Raw genomic sequence first — 17,989 nt, 5'->3', positions numbered from 1 at the left:
CAGCAATGCGTTTAGTAGTGATCAGTGGCCGGTCCGGCTCGGGCAAGTCCAGTGCTCTCCACGTTCTGGAAGACCTTGGTTTCTACTGCATCGACAATCTGCCGGTCGCCCTGTTACCGGCTCTGGCCAGACAGACTGAAATTGAAGAAAAGCTGGCCAAAGTCGCGGTCAGCGTCGATGCCCGCAATCTGCCCCATGCCTTCGATAATATTCACGAAGTTCTGCATCAGTTACCCAGTGCAGAATACCAATTGGATGTGGTCTATCTCGACGCCAGCGAAGAAGTGCTGTTGCAGCGCTTCAGCTCTACCCGGCGTAAGCACCCACTGACCAGCAAAAGCACATCTCTGGCCGAAGCCATCGATAAAGAGCGCCTGCTGCTGGAACCCATCGCCAACCTTGCCGATCTGACACTGGATACCACCAACATGTCCGTGCATGAGCTGCGCAGCCTGATCAAACTGCGGGTGGCGGATAAAACCAGCAACGACATAGCCATCCTGTTCGAGTCATTCGGCTTCAAGCACGGCATCCCGATTGATGCCGATTATGTATTCGACGTGCGCAACCTGCCGAATCCATACTGGGACCCGGCACTGCGCGCTTTTACCGGACGCGACCCGGAAATCAGGAATTTCCTCGCTCAGGAACCGCAGGTCAGCCAGATGCAACAGGACATCAGTGGCTTTATTCAGCGCTGGCTGCCGGCCTTTGTCGATGCCAACCGCAGCTATATGACCATTGCCATCGGCTGCACCGGCGGGCAGCATCGCTCCGTTTACCTGGCAGAACAACTTAAGGCAGAATTCTGCCATCATTACAGCAATGTTCAGGTTCGCCACCGCGAGCTGGGCAGCGCCGATATTCATCAGGATCAGAACGGATGACCAGCACCGAAATCACCATCATCAATAAGCTCGGTCTGCATGCGCGAGCGGCTGCCAAGCTGGTTTCCACAGCCGCTGCTTATTCCTGCCAGATCAAAGTCGGTTACCCCGACCGCATGGTCGACGGCAAAAGCATTATGGCGGTGATGATGCTGGCCGCCAGCAAAGGCACCAATATTCATATTCATGCCGAAGGCCAGGATGCCGAACACGCACTGGCAGCTCTGGTGGATCTGATCAACCGCCGTTTTGACGAAGAAGAATAGCCCGGTAAAACAATCTTCTAGACGGAATTCTGCGAGTAGTTTCGTGGTATCAGAGGCCTAATCAGGCTAGAATCTGAGCATTCAACCATCCCCCGAACCGAGCTTGACTCATGGCACAGCAAACCGAAAAGGCTAAAGCCAAGTTACACAGCCTGACCGCCGCGCTGGAAAGTGGTGCGCTGGCGCAGGTCAAGCGCATCCTGAATTCGGGTCTGGCTCCGGTTGATATCGCCCACCTGATCGAATCCTCTCCGCCTAAAGCCCGTAAACTGCTGTGGGAACTGGTCGATAAGGAACTCGAAGGCGAGGTCATGCAGAACCTCAGCGAAGAGCTGCAAAGCCACTTCCTGAGCGACATGAGTGCGGAAGAAGTTGTCGATCTGACCGCCGACCTCGACACCGATGACGTGGCCGACATGCTGCAGCAGCTGCCTGAGCGTGTGACTCAGGAAGTTCTGGAGTCGATGGACCATCAGGACCGCGCCCGTCTCGAAGCCGTACTGGGCTATCCGGAAGACAGTGCCGGTGGTCTGATGAACACCGATACCGTGACCATCCGTCCGGATATCACCCTTGAGGTTGTCCTGCGCTACCTGCGCCGCCACAAATCCCTGCCCGCCATGACCGATAACCTGTTGGTGGTTAACCGCCAGAACGAATTTATCGGTACGCTGGCGATCAGCAAACTGCTGGTCAGCGACCCGCAACAGACTGTGCGTGAAGTGATGAGCACCGACGCGCGGGTTATTCAGGCAACCCAGCACGAAAGTGAAGTTGCCAAACTGTTCGAACGCCACGATCTGGTATCGGCGCCGGTGGTTGATGCCGCCGGTATGCTGCTCGGCCGTATCACCATCGATGACGTGGTTGACGTTATCCGCGAAACCGCGGACCACTCGCTGATGAGTATGGCCGGTCTGGATGACGAGGAAGATACCTTCGCCCCGACGCTGAAAACCAGCCGTCGCCGCGCCGTCTGGCTGGGTATTAATCTGCTCACCGCGCTGGCCGCCTCTGCCGTTATCGGCCTGTTTGATAAAACCATCGAGCAGGTTGTGGCCCTTGCGGTTTTAATGCCGATTGTCGCTAGCATGGGCGGCATTGCCGGCAGTCAGGTGCTGACTCTGGTTATCCGCGGTCAGGCGCTTGGCCATCTCAGCGGCAGTAACTTCCGCTGGCTGTTTAACCGCGAAATTATGGTTGCCGCCATTAACGGCGTACTCTGGGCTGTGGTTATCGCCTTAATTACATACGCCTGGTTCCGTGACCCGGCTATCGCCCTGATTATCGGCGCGGCCATTATCATCAATCTGATGGTGGCGGCGATGGCCGGCGCCAGTCTGCCACTGCTGCTCAAAGCCCGTGGCATCGATCCCGCCCTGGCTGGCAGCGTGGTGCTGACCACCGTCACCGACGTGATCGGCTTTCTATCTTTCCTGGGGTTAGCTACCCTGTTCTATCTGTAACCTGCATTTAAAGTACCCCTGATGAACGAATCTGATTACCCGGACGACGAGATCGAATACGTCAGTAAGTCCGAAATGAAGCGCGAAGCAGAGCGCTGGCAAGAACTGGGCAAACGTCTGACCGAGCTGAGCACTGCCAAGCTGAAAGAATTACCGATCAGCGAAACCCTGTATAACGCTCTGGTGGAAAACGCCAGGCTGAAGCAGCACGAAGCCAAGCGCCGTCATATGCAGTACATTGGCCGTCTGGTTGGTGATGAAGACCGGGATGCGATTCAGGCCAAGCTCGACCTGTTTGATCCATCCAGCGAAGCCTATGGCCGCCGCATCCGTCAGCAGGAATTGTGGCGTACCCGTCTGGTCAGCGACAGTAACGGACTGAATGCTTTTATCGAAGAGTTTCCGGCGGTGGACCGCCAGCAGCTGCGTAATCTGGTGCGTAACGCCCAGAAAGAAATGAGCAGCGAACCACCGAAGCCCGGCACTTCATATAAAAAGCTGTTTCAGTTTATCAAGGAGCAGATGGCCGACTAACGGCCATCCGTTCAGAAACGCCGGTGCTGAGTCACCGGCATTTTTTTGCGTACCTCCGCCAGCTGCGGCAGATCAATCTCCGCCAGCGCCACACCGGCCTCTTCTTCCAGCTCGGTCATTACCGTTCCCCAGGCATCAATAATCTGCGAATGACCATAGGTACGGCGTTTATCGTCATGCCAGCCACACTGGTTCGCGGCCAGCACATAGCACTGGGTTTCAATCGCGCGGGCACGCAGCAGTGTTTGCCAGTGCGCGGTACCGGTGGTGTAGGTAAAGGCCGCGGGCACAGAAATCAGCTCCGCGCCCTGCTCGCGCAGACGCTGAAACAACCCCGGAAAGCGCAGGTCGTAACAGATCACCAGCCCCAGTCGGCCGGCCGGTGTATCCACCAGCACCACCTCATCCCCGGGTGCAAAGCGTTCTGATTCACGGTAACTGCCGTGGGCATCGCCAACATCGACATCAAACAGATGAATCTTGTCGTAGCGGGCAACCTGTTCGCCTTCGCTGTTAAACACCAGACAGGCCGAACGCACCCGCGGATCGCCGTCCGGACATGGCATCGGCACCGCACCGGCCACCAGCCAGAGTTTCAGCTCCTGCGCCCAGCCGGCCAGACGCTGTACATACTGCGGATCTGCAGCAATGGCGTTGTACTGCTTACCATCCAGCGTGAGGAACATTTCCGGTAGCAGCGCCAGCACCGCCCCCTGTGCCGCTGCCTGCTGCAGCAGGTCATAGGCCTGTGCCAGATTGTGCTCAATCTGTGTCTGGCTGCTGAACTGAATCACCGCGACGCTAGCCATCAGTCGTCGTCGCCTCCGCCGAAGATATAGAAAATACTCTTGAAGCGTTCCAGCAGGCTGCGGCTTTTCTTACCGTCGACTTTATCGTCAAAGGCCTGATTGATCTTAAGATCCGGTTTTTCCCAGGTGCCTTTCAGGTCGTAACTGGCACTGGTGAAGCGCGCCAGCTCATCGCCGATCAGTTTCTCGGTAACGTAGATCGAGGCCGCAACCGGTGGCGCCAGACCGGCCAGCAGTGCCACCATCGGCAGCGTACTGGATACCGGGAAGGTCACCGCCAGCTTCATATCCAGCGTCTGGGTATTCAGATCGGTGCTGCCTGAGGTCAGGAATTTCCCCCCCGGACCATCCATGCTCAGCGGCTCGGTCAGGGTCAGCAGGCCATTCTCAATCCGCGCCTTGCCTTTCAGTGTGTCGAAGGCCACCCCGGACTGATACAGATCGGAGAAGTCGAGCTTCAGGCGGCGGGCGACCGAATTAAAGTTCAGCGCACCAAAGGCTTTTAACGCTCCGGCACCTTCGGCAGCCATATTGCCGTCTTTCACACGGAAGCTGGCCAGACCATTGAGGGTTTTGTTGTTGTAGGCCAGTGGCGAGCCCTGCCAGCTCAGCTGCAGGGTCGAGCGCATATCCTTACCTTCAATCGCGGCTTCCTGACGGAAGGCGCGCTGCACCCGGCCAAGGTCATTGCTGCTGATCTGCAATGTATCGAGGCGGGTCTGATGCTGGCCGTTCTGTTTCAGCCAGTAGACATCCCCGCTAAAGGTCATGCCTTTCATATCGCTGTCGTGCAGGATGATCTGCATACCATCAGCCTGTGGCCGGCTGCTGACCTTCCAGCGGCCAAAGTTGCGGCTGCCGACATACAGCTCCGCCAACTCCATATCCATTGGCGGAAAAACCGCCGGATCGAGTTCGGCCAGCGGATCTGGTTTATCAGCAACCACGGTCACCTCATCCTGACTGCCATCCAGCGTCGCCAGATTGCCCGGTTCCTCTTCGTCCGCCGGCAGGTGAATATAATCGAGCGTCATCTGAATCGGCTCATTGCCCGGCAACATACGGATCTTGCCTTTGACCAGCGTGCTGTCGACATCAAAGTCCCATTCGTCCCACTGCTGGGCAGCAATAATATGGGTTGGCCCCATCGCCGTTCCCCAGGCATCCACGCCGCCCAGCGTCAGATTAATGCTGCGCAGTGGGTTGTTACTGTGCGCACTCACCTCATCTTTGGCCGCCGCAGCGCTTTTCTGCGCCTTGCTTTCTGCCGCCAGCAGGCCTGACAGATGCTGCCAGCTGTCCCACCAGTCAGCGGCAACAATGGATTCACTCAGATGGCCACGCACCACCACACCTTTGTCACTCGGCAGGAAAGGCTCCGAGCCACCGAGATATACCTGACCCCGGTTCAGGCCATCGGCATCCAGTGCCAGTGCAGCACGCAGCAGGTTGTCGTAGTTCAGGTTAATCCGCGTTTCTGTACCCGGCTCGACCCGCATCTGCACCGGCCGTGCCGCCTCATCGGCGCTTTTGCCGAGCGGATAAGGCAGATCAATGGCCGTGCCCTGCAGGTTAGAATCCAGATTGAATACCACCCCCTGAGCGCCAACGGTCAGACGGGCGTTGTAGTCGAGGGCACCACTGACCGGGTCCAGCAAAAACAGTGGCATCCACTGCTTAAAACGATCCCAGTGGGCATCACCATTGGCACTCAGCACCATATCGAAGCCGCCGGGGCGGCCGACCGATTCGATGCCGGCATTAAAGTGACCGCCGAAGACATCGCCTTCGAGCCAGTCGGACAGCAGACCAACCTGACTGTTATAGCGCAGCCGGCCTTTAAGGTTAGCCAGATCGATATTGAGGTCGTCCAGACGCAGCTGGTTGTCGCTCAGTTCCACTTCCAGTTTGATTTCAGGTTCGGTGTGCTCAGCGCCCAGCGGCATTTCCAGCAGCATATTGGCCGTCATCGGACCACTGGCCTGCCAGTGGTCAAAGGCATTGTTCACCACGCCCTGTAATGGCGTTTCGGTGAAGTAACGCAGTGCTTCACTGCTGTCCCCGCGCAGACGACCGGCCACCGACAATCCGGTGTGGCCATCACGTCCCGGACGCAGGCGTATACGACCGGAATGCGGTACCAGCTCGCCCCCCAGTGTCTTGCCCTGCTCCAGCCAGACATCCAGCGCCGGGGCATCCATCATCAGTCGCCCTTTCATGGCCGTCATCGCCGGCCAGTCCGGCATGTATTTCAGTTCGGCATCTTCCACTTCCAGATACAGCTGAGTGGTCAGGCTGTTGTGCGGATGTTCGTGCTCAGGGTTACCGTGCAGCAGGAAAGCGGCATCGCGGAAATCTCCGGCCACAATCGACTGATCGAGCCAGTCGCGGACGGCTTCATCAAGAACGTCAGGCACCAGTTGCGCGCGCAGACTGGCCGGCGCCTGCGGCAAACCAAACAGCAGGCTCAGGGTAGATTCGGTGGCGCTGTGACTGCGCGGCAGATTCACCGCCAGTTCTCCACTGACAGGCCATGCCGCCGCCGAGTCATTGTCCTGCAGAGCGGCTTTCAGACCACGCAGCTGCAGCTGATAAAAATCGGGTTTGATCGCCCAGTAGAAGCGCGCTGACAGGTGCTGCAGCGTCCAGGGCTGGCTGTAAATATCGGCAAGGTGGACACTAAGGTCATCACCGTCCACCTGCACCAGACCGCCCTGCGGCTGCAGATGCAGCTTGCCGCTGACATCACTGAACGCCGGAATCCCCTGATAGGCATTGCTGCTGGCATTCACGATGTCGCTGCGTACATCAACCTGCCAGTGCTCGCCGGGCAACAGCGATATACGCAGATTGTGCGCTTCACCACGACCACCGGTGGCATCGACATAGCGGTCAAAGGGTTCAGGCAGCAGCTGGTGATCAAGGATAAAACGCCGTGCGGCAGCGATATCCAGCAACGGCACACCAATCTGCCAGCCTTTCTGCTGCGGCAATGTGATGGCACTGAGACTCAGACTGTCGAGGGGCAGTTGCTGATCAAACTGCGGTAATACACGCAGGTGCCAGTCATCGCCATTGTGCTCGCCACCAATTTTCAGGCTGCCGCCGGTCAGCGCCAGCGTCTGGCCACTGGTATTGAGGGTAAAGGCCGGAATATCGGCATCGACATAGACAGCGTTCAGATCGCCATCGCGGATACTGAGCCAGGCTTCTGCTCCGGCGGTAAACTGCTCTATGCCCAGCCCGCCGGGCAGCTGATCGGGAATCCAGCGCGTCCACTCCTGATTGTCGATACGCAGAAAAACTTCGCCATTCTGCCGGTACCAGGGCCAGAGATCGCCATCGAGGGACGCCATCAGTTTGATATTGGCCAGCTGTTCGCGGCCCCAGGCCAGGTTGCCGTCCAGCTCGTGACTGTCGCCGCGGTTACGCAACACCAGACGGTCGATCTCCACGTCTTCGCGGGTCATTTGCGGGTCGAAGCTGGTTATTTTCCAGTCGGTCAGAACAATGGCCTGCTGCAGTTCCAGCCAGTTCAGCCACAAAGGGTTGGAAGAGGCCGCGACTTTCACCTGATCGGCAGCGGCAGGTTTACGTTCAATACCACTCAGATCCAGCGGCCAGGAGCGGCCTATCGACCAGCGCTGCTTACCCAGCTGATACAGGTCGGCGCGTACGCCCTGAATTTCGATACGTTTGAATACCGGCAGACGATAAAAAGCACTGGCACTGACATCCAGCTCGGCTTCCATACGCGCCACATGGATACCGTCGGCCAGCAGCCCGACCTGTACGTCGCGCATACGCACCACGGGCGACAGCATATTCCAGTCGCCCTGCAGCTGACCGATGGATACCGGCTGGCCCAGTTGCAGGGTCAGTTCATGTTCGAGATCGGCACGGTAGGTTTCCACCAGCGGAATCAGCTGGCGACCCAGGCTGGTATACAGCGCCAGGGTCACCGCGGCGACCACCAGGGTAATCCAGATTTGTGTCCAGAACTCGCGCAACCAAATCATAACAATGCCTATTGCAGGACGATGTCGTAATGATCCTGGGTGTATAACGGCTCAACCTGTAACTTAATGGCCTTGCCGATAAAGGCTTCCAGATCCGCCAGACCGTTGCTGTCTTCGTCCAGCAGCCGGTCAACTACCTGCTGACTGGCGAGTACGGAATAGGTTCCGGCACCGTAAGCCCGTTCTTCGCGCAGAATTTCACGGAAGATTTCATAGCAGATGGTTTCTGCGGTTTTTACCGAACCGCGTCCGCCACAGCAGCGGCAGGGCTCCATCAGCATCTGTTCCAGACTCTCACGCGTACGCTTGCGTGTCATCTCCACCAGTCCCAGTTCGGATACACCACTGATCTTGGTTTTAGCGTGATCCTTTTCCAGCACCTTTTCCAGCATGCGCAGAACCTGACGCTGATGCTCGGCTTCAGCCATATCGATAAAATCGAGGATGATAATACCGCCGAGATTACGCAGGCGCAGTTGCCGGCCAATGGCGGTTGCCGCTTCGAGGTTGGTTTTAAAAATGGTTTCTTCGAGGTTGCGGCGCCCAACAAAGCCACCGGTATTGACGTCGATGGTGGTCATGGCTTCGGTCTGATCGATCACCAGATAGCCGCCGGACTTCAGCGGCACCTTGCGCTCCAGCGCACGCTGGATTTCATCTTCAACGCTGTACAGTTCAAACAGCGGGCGCGGGCCCGGATAATACTCAATACGGTCGGCAACTTCCGGCACATACTGCTGCACAAACTGCTCGATTTTCTGGAAGGTTTCGCGCGAGTCGATCAGAATTTTGGTAACTTCCGGCCGCGAATAATCACGCAGGGTACGCAGCGACAGCGGCAGCTCGTCATACACCAGACTCGGCGGTTTATTGTCTTTAATGCGCTCTTCCAGCTTGCGCCATAAGCGGCGCAGGTAGCGGGTATCGGACAGAATTTCATCATCGCCCACGCCTTCGGCCGCGGTACGCAGGATAAAACCCGCTTCGCCGGTCAGACCTTCCGCTTCCATGCAGTTGTTTACCAGCTGCTTCAGACGCTCGCGTTCGCCATCATCATCAATGCGCTGTGAAATGCCGACATGATCCGCTCCCGGCATGTACACCAGATAGCGTGACGGAATGGCAAGCTGGGTGGTCAGACGGGCACCTTTGGTGCCGATAGGGTCTTTGGTGACCTGCACAACCAGCGCCTGACCTTCGTGTACCAGCTGGCTGATCGGTGCATTGCCATCACCATTGCCGATTTCGGCGGCATGGATAAAAGCCGCACGCTCCAGACCGATATCAACAAAGGCCGCCTGCATACCGGGCAGCACGCGCACCACTTTGCCTTTATAAATGTTGCCGACCAGTCCACGGTGATTGGTGCGTTCGAGGAAAATTTCCTGCACCACGCCGTTCTCGACCACCGCTACCCGCGTTTCCGTCGGGGTAACGTTCATCAGAATTTCTGCATTCACAGGCTTAATCCTTGTCCCAGATGGGAATATCAAATTGTTGCAGCATGGCCGCTGTTTCCGTCAGCGGCAGACCAACCACATTGCTGTAACTGCCTTCGATGGCGTCCACCAGCACTGCACCCAGTCCCTGTATTCCATAAGCTCCGGCTTTATCGGCCGGCTCGCCGGTCGCCACATAGGCGCTGATCTGCGCGGCACTTAACGGCGCAAAGTGAACATTGGTGATAACCGTCTGTACCCGCTGCTGATCATCCTTTACCAAAGCAACGGCGGTCATAACCTGATGGCGGCGACCAGCCAGTGCCGCCAGCATACGCGCTGCATCATCAGCGTTTTCCGGTTTACCGAGAATCTCATCGTCCAGCACGACTGTGGTGTCTGAACCCAGCACCACGCAACCGGGATTCTCAGCTGCAATCTTCTGCGCCTTGCCCAGCGCCAACCGGGCCACATAGGCCGCCGGGTGTTCTGCTGACAGCGGAGTCTCGTCAATATCAGCAACCTCGATACGGAATTTAACCCCAATCTGCTGCAGTAATTCCCGTCGCCGGGGCGAAGCGGACGCCAGAATCAGGCCTGTTGTATCCGTCATGACAGATGCAGGCGCGCCAGCGCCATATGGGTTAAGGCGTACACCCAGGGCCAGACCAGCGCCGAAGTCAGGGCCGGAGTCCAGAGCGATACCGGCACCATATTTTCACTCACCAGTGCCACCGCCCAGTAGCTCAGTAACTGCTGCAGCACCACCAGCAAAAACACCACGGCGGTCTGCTGCAGAAAATTAAACATCGCCATACGCCGGTACAGCAGCTGCAATACAAAAATATGCACCGCCAGCGTGAGCACGTGCATACCAAGCAGCGAATTGTGCTCCACGTCCAGCATCAGCCCCAGTGGCAAAGCCAGCCACAGACCAAAAATATGCGGCGCATGCAGTACCAGTAAAGTCACCAGCAGCAGCACCCAGGCTGGCTGCAACCACAGCAGAATGTCGGGCATCGGCAGATGCTCAAGCACAAAGGCCAGAAACATACCGGTTGCCACTAAAATCAGTGCACGGATATTCATTCTTTACCCTGCCATAAATCGCCCGGTGGCACCTGACCAGAGCCATGACTGAATACCAGCAATAAATGCCGGCTGCGATCTAAGTGAGCGCTGGGTTCTGCCGTAACAGCGGCAAAGGATTTTCCGGGAATATTTTCAACTTTGGTCACGGTTGCGACCGGATAACCGCGCGGATAACGCCCGCCCAGACCGGAGCTGACCAGCAGGTCGCCTTTGATAATGTCGGCGGTATTGGGCACATAAATCAGTTCGAGTTCATCCAGCGCGCCGGTACCAACGGCAATTGCGCGCACGCCGTTACGGTTTACCTGCACCGGAATCGCATGGTTGGAGTCGGCAATCATCAGCACCCGGGCACTGTAGGGCATAACATCGATCACCTGACCAAGCAGGCCATAGGCATCCAGCACCGGCTGGCCGATAAATACGCCGTCTTCGCCGCCTTTATTGATCAGAATCTGCTGACTGAACGGATCCGGATCAACGGCCACCACGGCGGTGACCAGTACGCGGTCGTCAACCTGCTCTGAAGCACTGAGCAATTCACGCAGCTCGATATTTTCTGCTTCCAGCGCGGCCAGACGCTGGGCACGCAGCTCCAGCACCAGATTGCGCGCTGTCAGCTGTTTATTTTCGTTGGTTAATTCCTGGCGGCTGGCGGCGGATTCGCCAAACCAGTTACCAATAGCGGAGGGAACCAGCGCCACCTGCTGCGCAGGCGCCAGCAGATAACCGGTGATATAACGCACGGATTGTAACCATGGGGCGTGACTGTCCAGCCACATCAGCGTCAGTGCCAGAACAACAATCCCCAAGACCCGCTGCCGCTGAAACGTCGGCACCTGAAACTGCGACTTAATAACGCTCTACCCGAATAAAAATGGAAGTGGCTAACTATACCGCCAAGCACAAACAGGAACCAGCACCGGCAGGCCGGAGTCGGCAGCTTCCACTGCATAACTGAATGCTTTAAACATAAAAAAAGCGGGGCAAGAGCCCCGCTTTTTCAGCGTTCTTTTTCCGGCAATTAATCCAGCACCAGCATTTCCAGCTGTTGCTCGGTTGCCGTTTCCAGAAACTTACCACCGCCACGGGCGACACAGGTCAGCGGATCGTCAGCAACGATCACCGGCAGGCCGGTTTCTTCACTCAGCAGCTTATCGAGGTCTCGCAATAACGCGCCACCACCGGTCAGTACCATACCGCGTTCGGCAACGTCAGACGCCAGCTCCGGTGGAGACTGCTCCAACGCACCCTTAACCGCCTGCACGATAGCCGCCAGAGATTCCTGCAGCGCTTCGAGAATTTCATTGGAGTTCAGGGTAAAGCTGCGCGGAATACCTTCCGCCAGATTACGGCCACGGACGTCGATTTCACGTACTTCGCCACCCGGATAGGCAGTGCCAATTTCCTGCTTGATACGCTCAGCGGTCGCCTCACCGATCAGACTGCCGTAGTTACGACGAATATAAGCGACGATGGCCTCATCAAAACGGTCACCACCGACTTTTACCGATTCCGCATAAACTACGCCACTCAGGGAGATGATGGCGATTTCGGTGGTACCACCACCGATATCCACAACCATCGAACCACGCGCTTCATCAACCGGCAGGCCGGCACCAATCGCTGCTGCCATTGGTTCGTGAATCAGATAAGCACGACGTGCACCGGCACCCAGTACCGAATCACGGATCGCTTTGCGCTCTACCTTGGTTGCCTGATACGGCACACAGACCACAACCCGTGGGCTTGGTGTCATAAAGCTGCTTTCGTGCACTTTTTTAATAAAGTACTGCAGCATTTTTTCAGTCACTTCAAAGTCGGCAATTACACCGTCTTTCATTGGCCGGATGGCCTGAATATTTCCCGGAGTACGACCCAGCATACGCTTTGCTTCGGTACCTACCGCTGCCACGCTTTTCTGATGACCCTGCAGACGGATGGCTACAACTGATGGCTCATTGAGGACGATGCCTTGATCACGCATATAAATCAGAGTGTTTGCAGTTCCCAGATCGATCGACAGATCGCTGGAAAACAGGCCTCTTAACTTCTTAAACATCCAATCGATTCCTGTTCACAGGTGGCAAAATTGTGGGTAACTCTAGCAATGGTGGGGATTTAGGGCAAGGCGCATTTATGCTACGCTCGGCACCTTTCCAACAGGCATCAACACTGGAGTAAGCACATGGCTCTGGACCAGCAACAGGTTCGTGACATTGCCGATCTGTCCCGTCTGCAAATCGACGAGGCACAAATCGCGGAATACCAGAAAAATCTGAGCAACATTCTCGACCTGGTCGATCAGTTATCCGCCGTCGACACCTCATCTGTCGAACCAATGGCCCACCCGCTGGATGCAGTTCAGCGTCTGCGGGCTGACGTCGTGACCGAAGAGAATAACCGCGATCATTTCCAGCAGATCGCTCCTCAGACCGAGAATGGCTACTACCTCGTTCCACGCGTCGTCGAGTAACAGCAAAACCTGAGGCTCAGCCCCGGGTACAAGGATTCCTTATGCACAACAAAACCATCGCAGAAATTTCCCGCGATCTGGCGGCCGGTGAATACAGCAGTGTCGAAATTACTGAGAACCTGCTTTCCCGCATCAAACAGACCGATAATCGCTACAACAGTTTCATTACCGTGAGCGAAGAACAGGCGCTGGCTCAGGCCAAAGCCGCCGATGCCCGTCGCGCAGCCGGCAATGCCGATGCCTGGACCGGTGTGCCGATGGCACATAAAGATATTTTCTGTACCAACGGTGTTCTGACCACCTGCGGCTCAAAAATGCTGAGCAATTTCGTTGCGCCTTACGACGCCACCATTGTTGAAAACTTCAACAACGCCGGTGCTGTGTCTCTGGGTAAGCTGAACATGGATGAATTTGCCATGGGCTCATCCAACGAAAGCTCCTTTTTCGGCGCCGTTAAAAACCCATGGGATACCGACCGTGTTCCCGGTGGTTCTTCCGGTGGTTCAGCCGCTGCGGTTGCCGCGCAGCTGGTACCGGGTGCTACAGCATCCGATACCGGTGGTTCGATCCGCCAGCCGGCCGCCTTCTGTGGCCTGACCGGCCTGAAGCCAACCTATGGCCGCGTATCACGCTGGGGCATGATTGCTTACGCCTCCAGTCTCGATCAGGCCGGTACCATTACCCGTACCGCCGAAGACTCCGCCATGATGCTCAATGTTATGGCCGGCTTTGATGCCAAAGACTCCACCTGCGTTGACCGTGAAGTACCGGATTACACCGCCACGCTGAATAACAGCATCGAAGGTTTGACCATCGGCCTGCCAAAAGAATATTTCCGCAGCGATTTAAGTGCCGAAATGCAGCAGCAGGTACGCAACGCCATCGCCGAATACGAAAAAATGGGCGCCAGGGTGAAAGAAGTTTCACTGCCGAATACCCATCTGGCCATTCCTACGTATTACATCATTGCGCCGGCCGAGTGCTCCGCCAACCTGTCACGCATGGACGGTGTACGTTTTGGTTACCGTTGCGAAAATCCGCAGGATATTAACGACCTGTACAAACGCTCGCGTGGTGAAGGTTTCGGTATCGAAGTTAAACGCCGCATTATGGTCGGTGCCTATGCCCTGTCTGCCGGTTTCTACGATGCTTACTACAAAAAAGCGCAGCAGGTACGCCGTCTGATTAAAAATGACTTTGTGAATGCCTTTAACGAAGTCGATATCATCATGGGCCCAACCACGCCGACGCCGGCATTTAAATGCGGCGAAAAAACCGCCGATCCGGTCGACATGTACCTTGAAGATATTTTCACCATCGCCCTGAATCTGGCAGGCCTGCCCGGCATGTCGATTTCCTGTGGTCAGGTAAACAACTTACCGGTCGGCTTACAGCTGATCGGTAATTATTTTGACGAAGGCCGTCTGCTGAATGCTGCGCATAAATTCCAGCAAAGCACCGACTGGCATCTGAAAACACCTGCGGGCATTTGAGGAGCGAATCATGGAATGGGAAGTTGTAATCGGCCTTGAGATTCACGCTCAGCTGGCCACCAAATCGAAAATTTTCTCCGGCTCGTCGACCGCTTACGGTGCCGACGCCAACACCCAGGCCTGTGCCATCGATCTGGGTCTGCCTGGTGTACTGCCGGCGTTTAACGAAGAAGCGTTACGCATGGCGGTAAAGTTCGGCCTCGCCATTGACGCAGAAATCGGCCTGAAATCGGTTTTTGACCGTAAAAACTATTTCTACCCGGATTCTCCCAAAGGCTACCAGACCACCCAGCTGCACCATCCGATTGTTGGCATCGGCCATATCGATATCGAACTGGAAGACGGCAGCAGCAAGCGTATTAACGTTACCCGTGCGCACCTGGAAGAAGACGCCGGTAAATCGGTACACGAAGGCTTTAACGGTATGTCCGGTATCGACCTGAACCGTGCCGGCACGCCGCTGATTGAAATCGTATCCGAGCCGGAAATGCGCAACGCCAAAGAAGCCGCGGCCTATTTCCGTAAAATGCACAGCATTGTGACTTACCTGGGTATTTGCGACGGCGATTTATCTCAGGGTTCAATGCGTTGTGACTGTAACGTTTCCCTGCGCCCGAAAGGTCAGGAAGAATTCGGCACCCGCACCGAAATTAAAAACGTAAACTCTTTCCGCAACGTGGAACGTGCCATCGATGCTGAAATTGCACGGCAGATGGATATTCTCGAAGATGGCGGCAAAATCATTCAGGAAACCCGCCTGTACGATGCCGACAAAAACGAAACCCGCGCCATGCGCTCCAAAGAAGTTGCCAACGATTACCGCTACTTCCCTTGCCCGGATTTATTACCAGTAATCATCGACGACAACTATGTTGAAGCCGTACGTGCCACCCTGCCGGAACTGCCGGATGCCAAACGTGCCCGCTTTGCCCACGCACACGGCCTGAGCGCCATCGATGCGGCGGTACTGGCAGCCAACCGTGAGCTGGCACACTATTTCGAAACCGCGGCCAAAATCGCCAACGACTATAAGCTGGCGGCCAACTGGGTGCAGGGCGACGTATCTGCCACACTGAACCGTCTGGAAATCAGCATCGGCGAAATGGCCGTCAGCGCCGAGCAGCTGGGCCGCATTCTGCAGCTGATTAAAGACAACACCCTGAACAACGGTGGTGCAAAAGAAGTCTTTAATGCACTGGTCGAAGGTAAAGGTGACGGCAGCGCAGAAAGCGTCGACAAGCTGGTCGATTCCCTGGGCCTGAAACAGGTATCTGACAGCGGCGCAATCGAAGCCATTGTTGCCGAGGTTCTGGCGGCCAACCCGAAACTGGTGGAAGGTTATCTGGCAACACCGGAAGATAAACGCGCGAAAGCCATCGGGCCTTTTATTGGTCTGGTGCGTAAAGCCGCTAAAGGGGTTAACCCGCAGGTGGTTATGGACGTACTGCAGAAAAAACTGTCAGAGTTGTAAGACCCTCAGCGCCCGCCGCCAATAACCGCGGCGGGCGTTTTATAACACCATAATAAAAGCACCACGGACGGAATTATTTTCCGGCACTCTTTCTGCCGGACATCTCACGACTCACCCTCCTTATTTATCCGGAAACGCTTATGAAAAAACTATTAGCCGGACTGGTGGCCGTTGTCACTTTGTCTGTTGTTATCCTTATTGCTCAGGCCCAGCGCCACGTCGTTACTTCACACAGTGTTGTTATTAATGCGCCCGTCAAAGAAGTCTGGGATTTTCTTTCTGATAACCGCCACGCGAAAGGCTGGTCGGTAATCTTTGATCATATCCGCCCACTGGAAAGTTCACCGGTTGCCGAAGGCCAGATCGGTGCTCTGCGCCGCTGCTTCCGCAACGACAATGAAGAAGGATTTTTCTGGGATGAACGCACCCTGACCGCTGAACCATACAAACGCCGTACCCTGCGTACCTATAATGTCTCCAACACCAGCTGGGAATTATTCGAGCGTTTTCAGTTTACCGCCTATCAGCTGTATGAAGATCTGGGCAATGGCACCACCCGCCTGACCTTTGAAGGTGATCTCGACGACCATACAAAATATTCCGTTTTTGAACATTTCGTATTCTGGGTCAGCCAGTTCGAAGGAGAGCGGGTATTCCGCCTGAACCTGGAAAATATTAAGGCTATGATCGAGCAGAAAGATGCGTTCGAGCGTCCGCATCCGTGGGAGCCGCACAGCCCGTTTGATGCCTGAGTTGGCTGCTTACATTCCCTGATGCTGAAAAGCATCAGGGAAATCGCTTTAGTAATACACCGCCCATCAGAACGACGGCATCTCGCCAACCACTCCTTCCACATACCAGTTCATACGCAGCAGCTCATCATCGGTGAGAGATTCGCCGGCGCGAACCAGTGGACGACCGCGACTGTTAAGAACAGGGCCGGAGAAAACGCTGAAGGTTTTATTCTTTATTTCCTTTTCAACCTGCGACACCTGATCGCGCACCGCTGCCGGAATCTGATCGCTGAGATTATTCAGCTGGGCAATATCCTCACTCATACCCAGCCACAATCGCTTGCTGCTCCAGTTGCCTTCTTTTAACGCCTGAATCTGTGTGGCGTAGTATTTTCCCCAGTCGTAACCAACCGAGGCAATTTGTTTGGTCGGGGCAAATTCCGACATATTGGAGTGGAAGCTGATGGCAAATACGCCAGCGGCTTCTGCTTCTTTAACAACCGCTGGCGAGTCGGTGTGATGGGTCAGCACATCAGCACCGCTTTTCAGCAGCTCACGGGCCAGCTCAGAGGCTTTGTCCGGCGCGTACCACTGACGGGTCCACTTTACTTCAACAACGGCCTGAGGGTTTACCCGGCGTACGCCAAGGGTAAATGCATTAATACCACGGATAACTTCCGGAATCGCATGAGCGGCAACAAAACCAATGCGGTTACTGCGGGTCATGGCACCGGCAATCATGCCGGATAAATAACGTGGTTCATAAGCACGCGCGGCATAGCTGCCAAGGTTTTCGCTCAGACGCAGACCGGTGGCGTTATCAAACTTAACCGCCGGAAATTCACGGGCAACACGCGCCGTGGTAACCATATACCCCTGCGAGGTAGTAAAAATAATATCGTTTTCTGCTGCCAGCTTACGGATAATTTCAGCAGAGGCGCGTCCTTCCTGCACAAACTCCACATATTGCGTTTTGACATCCGCACCGAAGACTTTTTCCAGATGCTGACGCCCTTCATCATGCGAGTGTGACCAGCCGACTTCTTTGGCTGGTCCAACATAAATAAAAGCCGCTTTAATTTGCGCCTGAGCAGCCGTCGTCAGTGAGCACAGTAATACCAATAAAAAATTCATCGCACAGGGGCGCATAACATTCCAACCATTAATACTTGACCATTCGGTCAGGCATTATGCTCAGCCAGCTTCTGCCCACAAGCGCAGAATTTCCATTTATCGAGAGTGTTCACAATAAATGTTCAAAAGTGGCCAAAGACGCGCCATTTATTGAATAACAGCCCGGGAG

At 55.7% G+C, this 17,989-nt stretch carries 16 protein-coding genes; 8 read left to right on the top strand and 8 right to left on the bottom strand.

Features of this window, described 5'->3' with window-relative positions:
* Nucleotides 1–5: 5 nt before the first annotated feature.
* From rapZ to yjgA, 4 genes are all read left to right on the top strand, one after another.
* A complete protein-coding gene (rapZ, locus tag HUF19_RS02630) occupies nt 6–887 on the top strand; it encodes an RNase adapter RapZ (RefSeq protein WP_260998365.1) in 882 nt (293 codons plus the stop codon).
* Entirely contained in the window at nt 884–1,153 is a 270-nt protein-coding gene (locus tag HUF19_RS02625; protein ID WP_260998364.1) for an HPr family phosphocarrier protein, read from the top strand. Before rapZ ends, HUF19_RS02625 begins: the two co-directional genes overlap by 4 nt.
* A 110-nt stretch (nt 1,154–1,263) precedes the next feature.
* Entirely contained in the window at nt 1,264–2,619 is a 1,356-nt protein-coding gene (gene mgtE, locus HUF19_RS02620; RefSeq protein WP_260998363.1) for a magnesium transporter, read from the top strand.
* Nucleotides 2,620–2,640: 21 nt separating this feature from the next.
* The gene (gene yjgA, locus HUF19_RS02615; RefSeq protein ID WP_260998362.1) at nt 2,641–3,153 is read left to right on the top strand and encodes a ribosome biogenesis factor YjgA; all 513 of its coding nucleotides are present in this window, start codon (nt 2,641–2,643) and stop codon (nt 3,151–3,153) included.
* 11 nt (nt 3,154–3,164) lie between these two features.
* Here yjgA and HUF19_RS02610 read toward each other — a convergent pair whose 3' ends face one another.
* From HUF19_RS02610 to HUF19_RS02580, 7 genes are all read right to left on the bottom strand, one after another.
* Nucleotides 3,165–3,962, bottom strand: coding sequence for a carbon-nitrogen hydrolase family protein (locus HUF19_RS02610; RefSeq protein WP_260998361.1), 798 nt, complete (start codon nt 3,960–3,962; stop codon nt 3,165–3,167).
* Nucleotides 3,962–7,981, bottom strand: a complete 4,020-nt coding sequence (locus HUF19_RS02605) for a YhdP family protein (RefSeq protein WP_260998360.1) — start codon at nt 7,979–7,981, stop codon at nt 3,962–3,964. Before HUF19_RS02605 ends, HUF19_RS02610 begins: the two co-directional genes overlap by 1 nt.
* Nucleotides 7,982–7,989: 8 nt before the next feature.
* Nucleotides 7,990–9,441, bottom strand: coding sequence for a ribonuclease G (gene rng, locus HUF19_RS02600; protein ID WP_260998359.1), 1,452 nt, complete (start codon nt 9,439–9,441; stop codon nt 7,990–7,992).
* 4 nt (nt 9,442–9,445) lie between these two features.
* Nucleotides 9,446–10,033: a Maf family protein gene (locus HUF19_RS02595; RefSeq protein ID WP_260998358.1), complete on the bottom strand. Its 588-nt coding sequence runs from the start codon at nt 10,031–10,033 to the stop codon at nt 9,446–9,448.
* Nucleotides 10,030–10,509, bottom strand: a complete 480-nt coding sequence (gene mreD / locus HUF19_RS02590; RefSeq protein ID WP_260998357.1) for a rod shape-determining protein MreD — start codon at nt 10,507–10,509, stop codon at nt 10,030–10,032. The genes HUF19_RS02595 and mreD overlap by 4 nt, the downstream gene beginning before the upstream one ends.
* Nucleotides 10,506–11,324, bottom strand: a complete 819-nt coding sequence (mreC, locus tag HUF19_RS02585; protein WP_260998356.1) for a rod shape-determining protein MreC — start codon at nt 11,322–11,324, stop codon at nt 10,506–10,508. Before mreC ends, mreD begins: the two co-directional genes overlap by 4 nt.
* A 212-nt stretch (nt 11,325–11,536) precedes the next feature.
* Entirely contained in the window at nt 11,537–12,574 is a 1,038-nt protein-coding gene (locus HUF19_RS02580; protein WP_145471049.1) for a rod shape-determining protein, read from the bottom strand.
* A 126-nt stretch (nt 12,575–12,700) separates the two neighbouring features.
* Between HUF19_RS02580 and gatC the strand changes: the two genes are divergently transcribed.
* From gatC to HUF19_RS02560, 4 genes are all read left to right on the top strand, one after another.
* Complete coding sequence (gene gatC / locus HUF19_RS02575; protein ID WP_145471050.1) at nt 12,701–12,988, top strand: Asp-tRNA(Asn)/Glu-tRNA(Gln) amidotransferase subunit GatC; 288 nt, start codon at nt 12,701–12,703, stop codon at nt 12,986–12,988.
* Nucleotides 12,989–13,029: 41 nt separating this feature from the next.
* Nucleotides 13,030–14,481, top strand: coding sequence for an Asp-tRNA(Asn)/Glu-tRNA(Gln) amidotransferase subunit GatA (gene gatA / locus HUF19_RS02570; RefSeq protein WP_260998355.1), 1,452 nt, complete (start codon nt 13,030–13,032; stop codon nt 14,479–14,481).
* A gap of 10 nt (nt 14,482–14,491) precedes the next feature.
* Entirely contained in the window at nt 14,492–15,952 is a 1,461-nt protein-coding gene (gene gatB / locus HUF19_RS02565) for an Asp-tRNA(Asn)/Glu-tRNA(Gln) amidotransferase subunit GatB (protein ID WP_260998354.1), read from the top strand.
* Nucleotides 15,953–16,092: 140 nt separating this feature from the next.
* Complete coding sequence (locus HUF19_RS02560; protein ID WP_145471053.1) at nt 16,093–16,704, top strand: SRPBCC family protein; 612 nt, start codon at nt 16,093–16,095, stop codon at nt 16,702–16,704.
* Between the two features lie 66 nt (nt 16,705–16,770).
* On the opposite strand, the gene HUF19_RS02555 is transcribed toward HUF19_RS02560, so the two are convergent.
* Complete coding sequence (locus HUF19_RS02555) at nt 16,771–17,835, bottom strand: BMP family ABC transporter substrate-binding protein (RefSeq protein ID WP_260998353.1); 1,065 nt, start codon at nt 17,833–17,835, stop codon at nt 16,771–16,773.
* Nucleotides 17,836–17,989 lie beyond the last annotated feature (154 nt).

Source organism: Thalassolituus hydrocarboniclasticus, from assembly GCF_025345565.1.
Classification (GTDB): Bacteria; Pseudomonadota; Gammaproteobacteria; order Pseudomonadales; family Oceanobacteraceae; genus Venatoribacter; species Venatoribacter hydrocarboniclasticus.
Note: the sequence above shows the minus strand (reverse complement) of the source record. Positions and strands in the feature narration are given on the sequence as shown.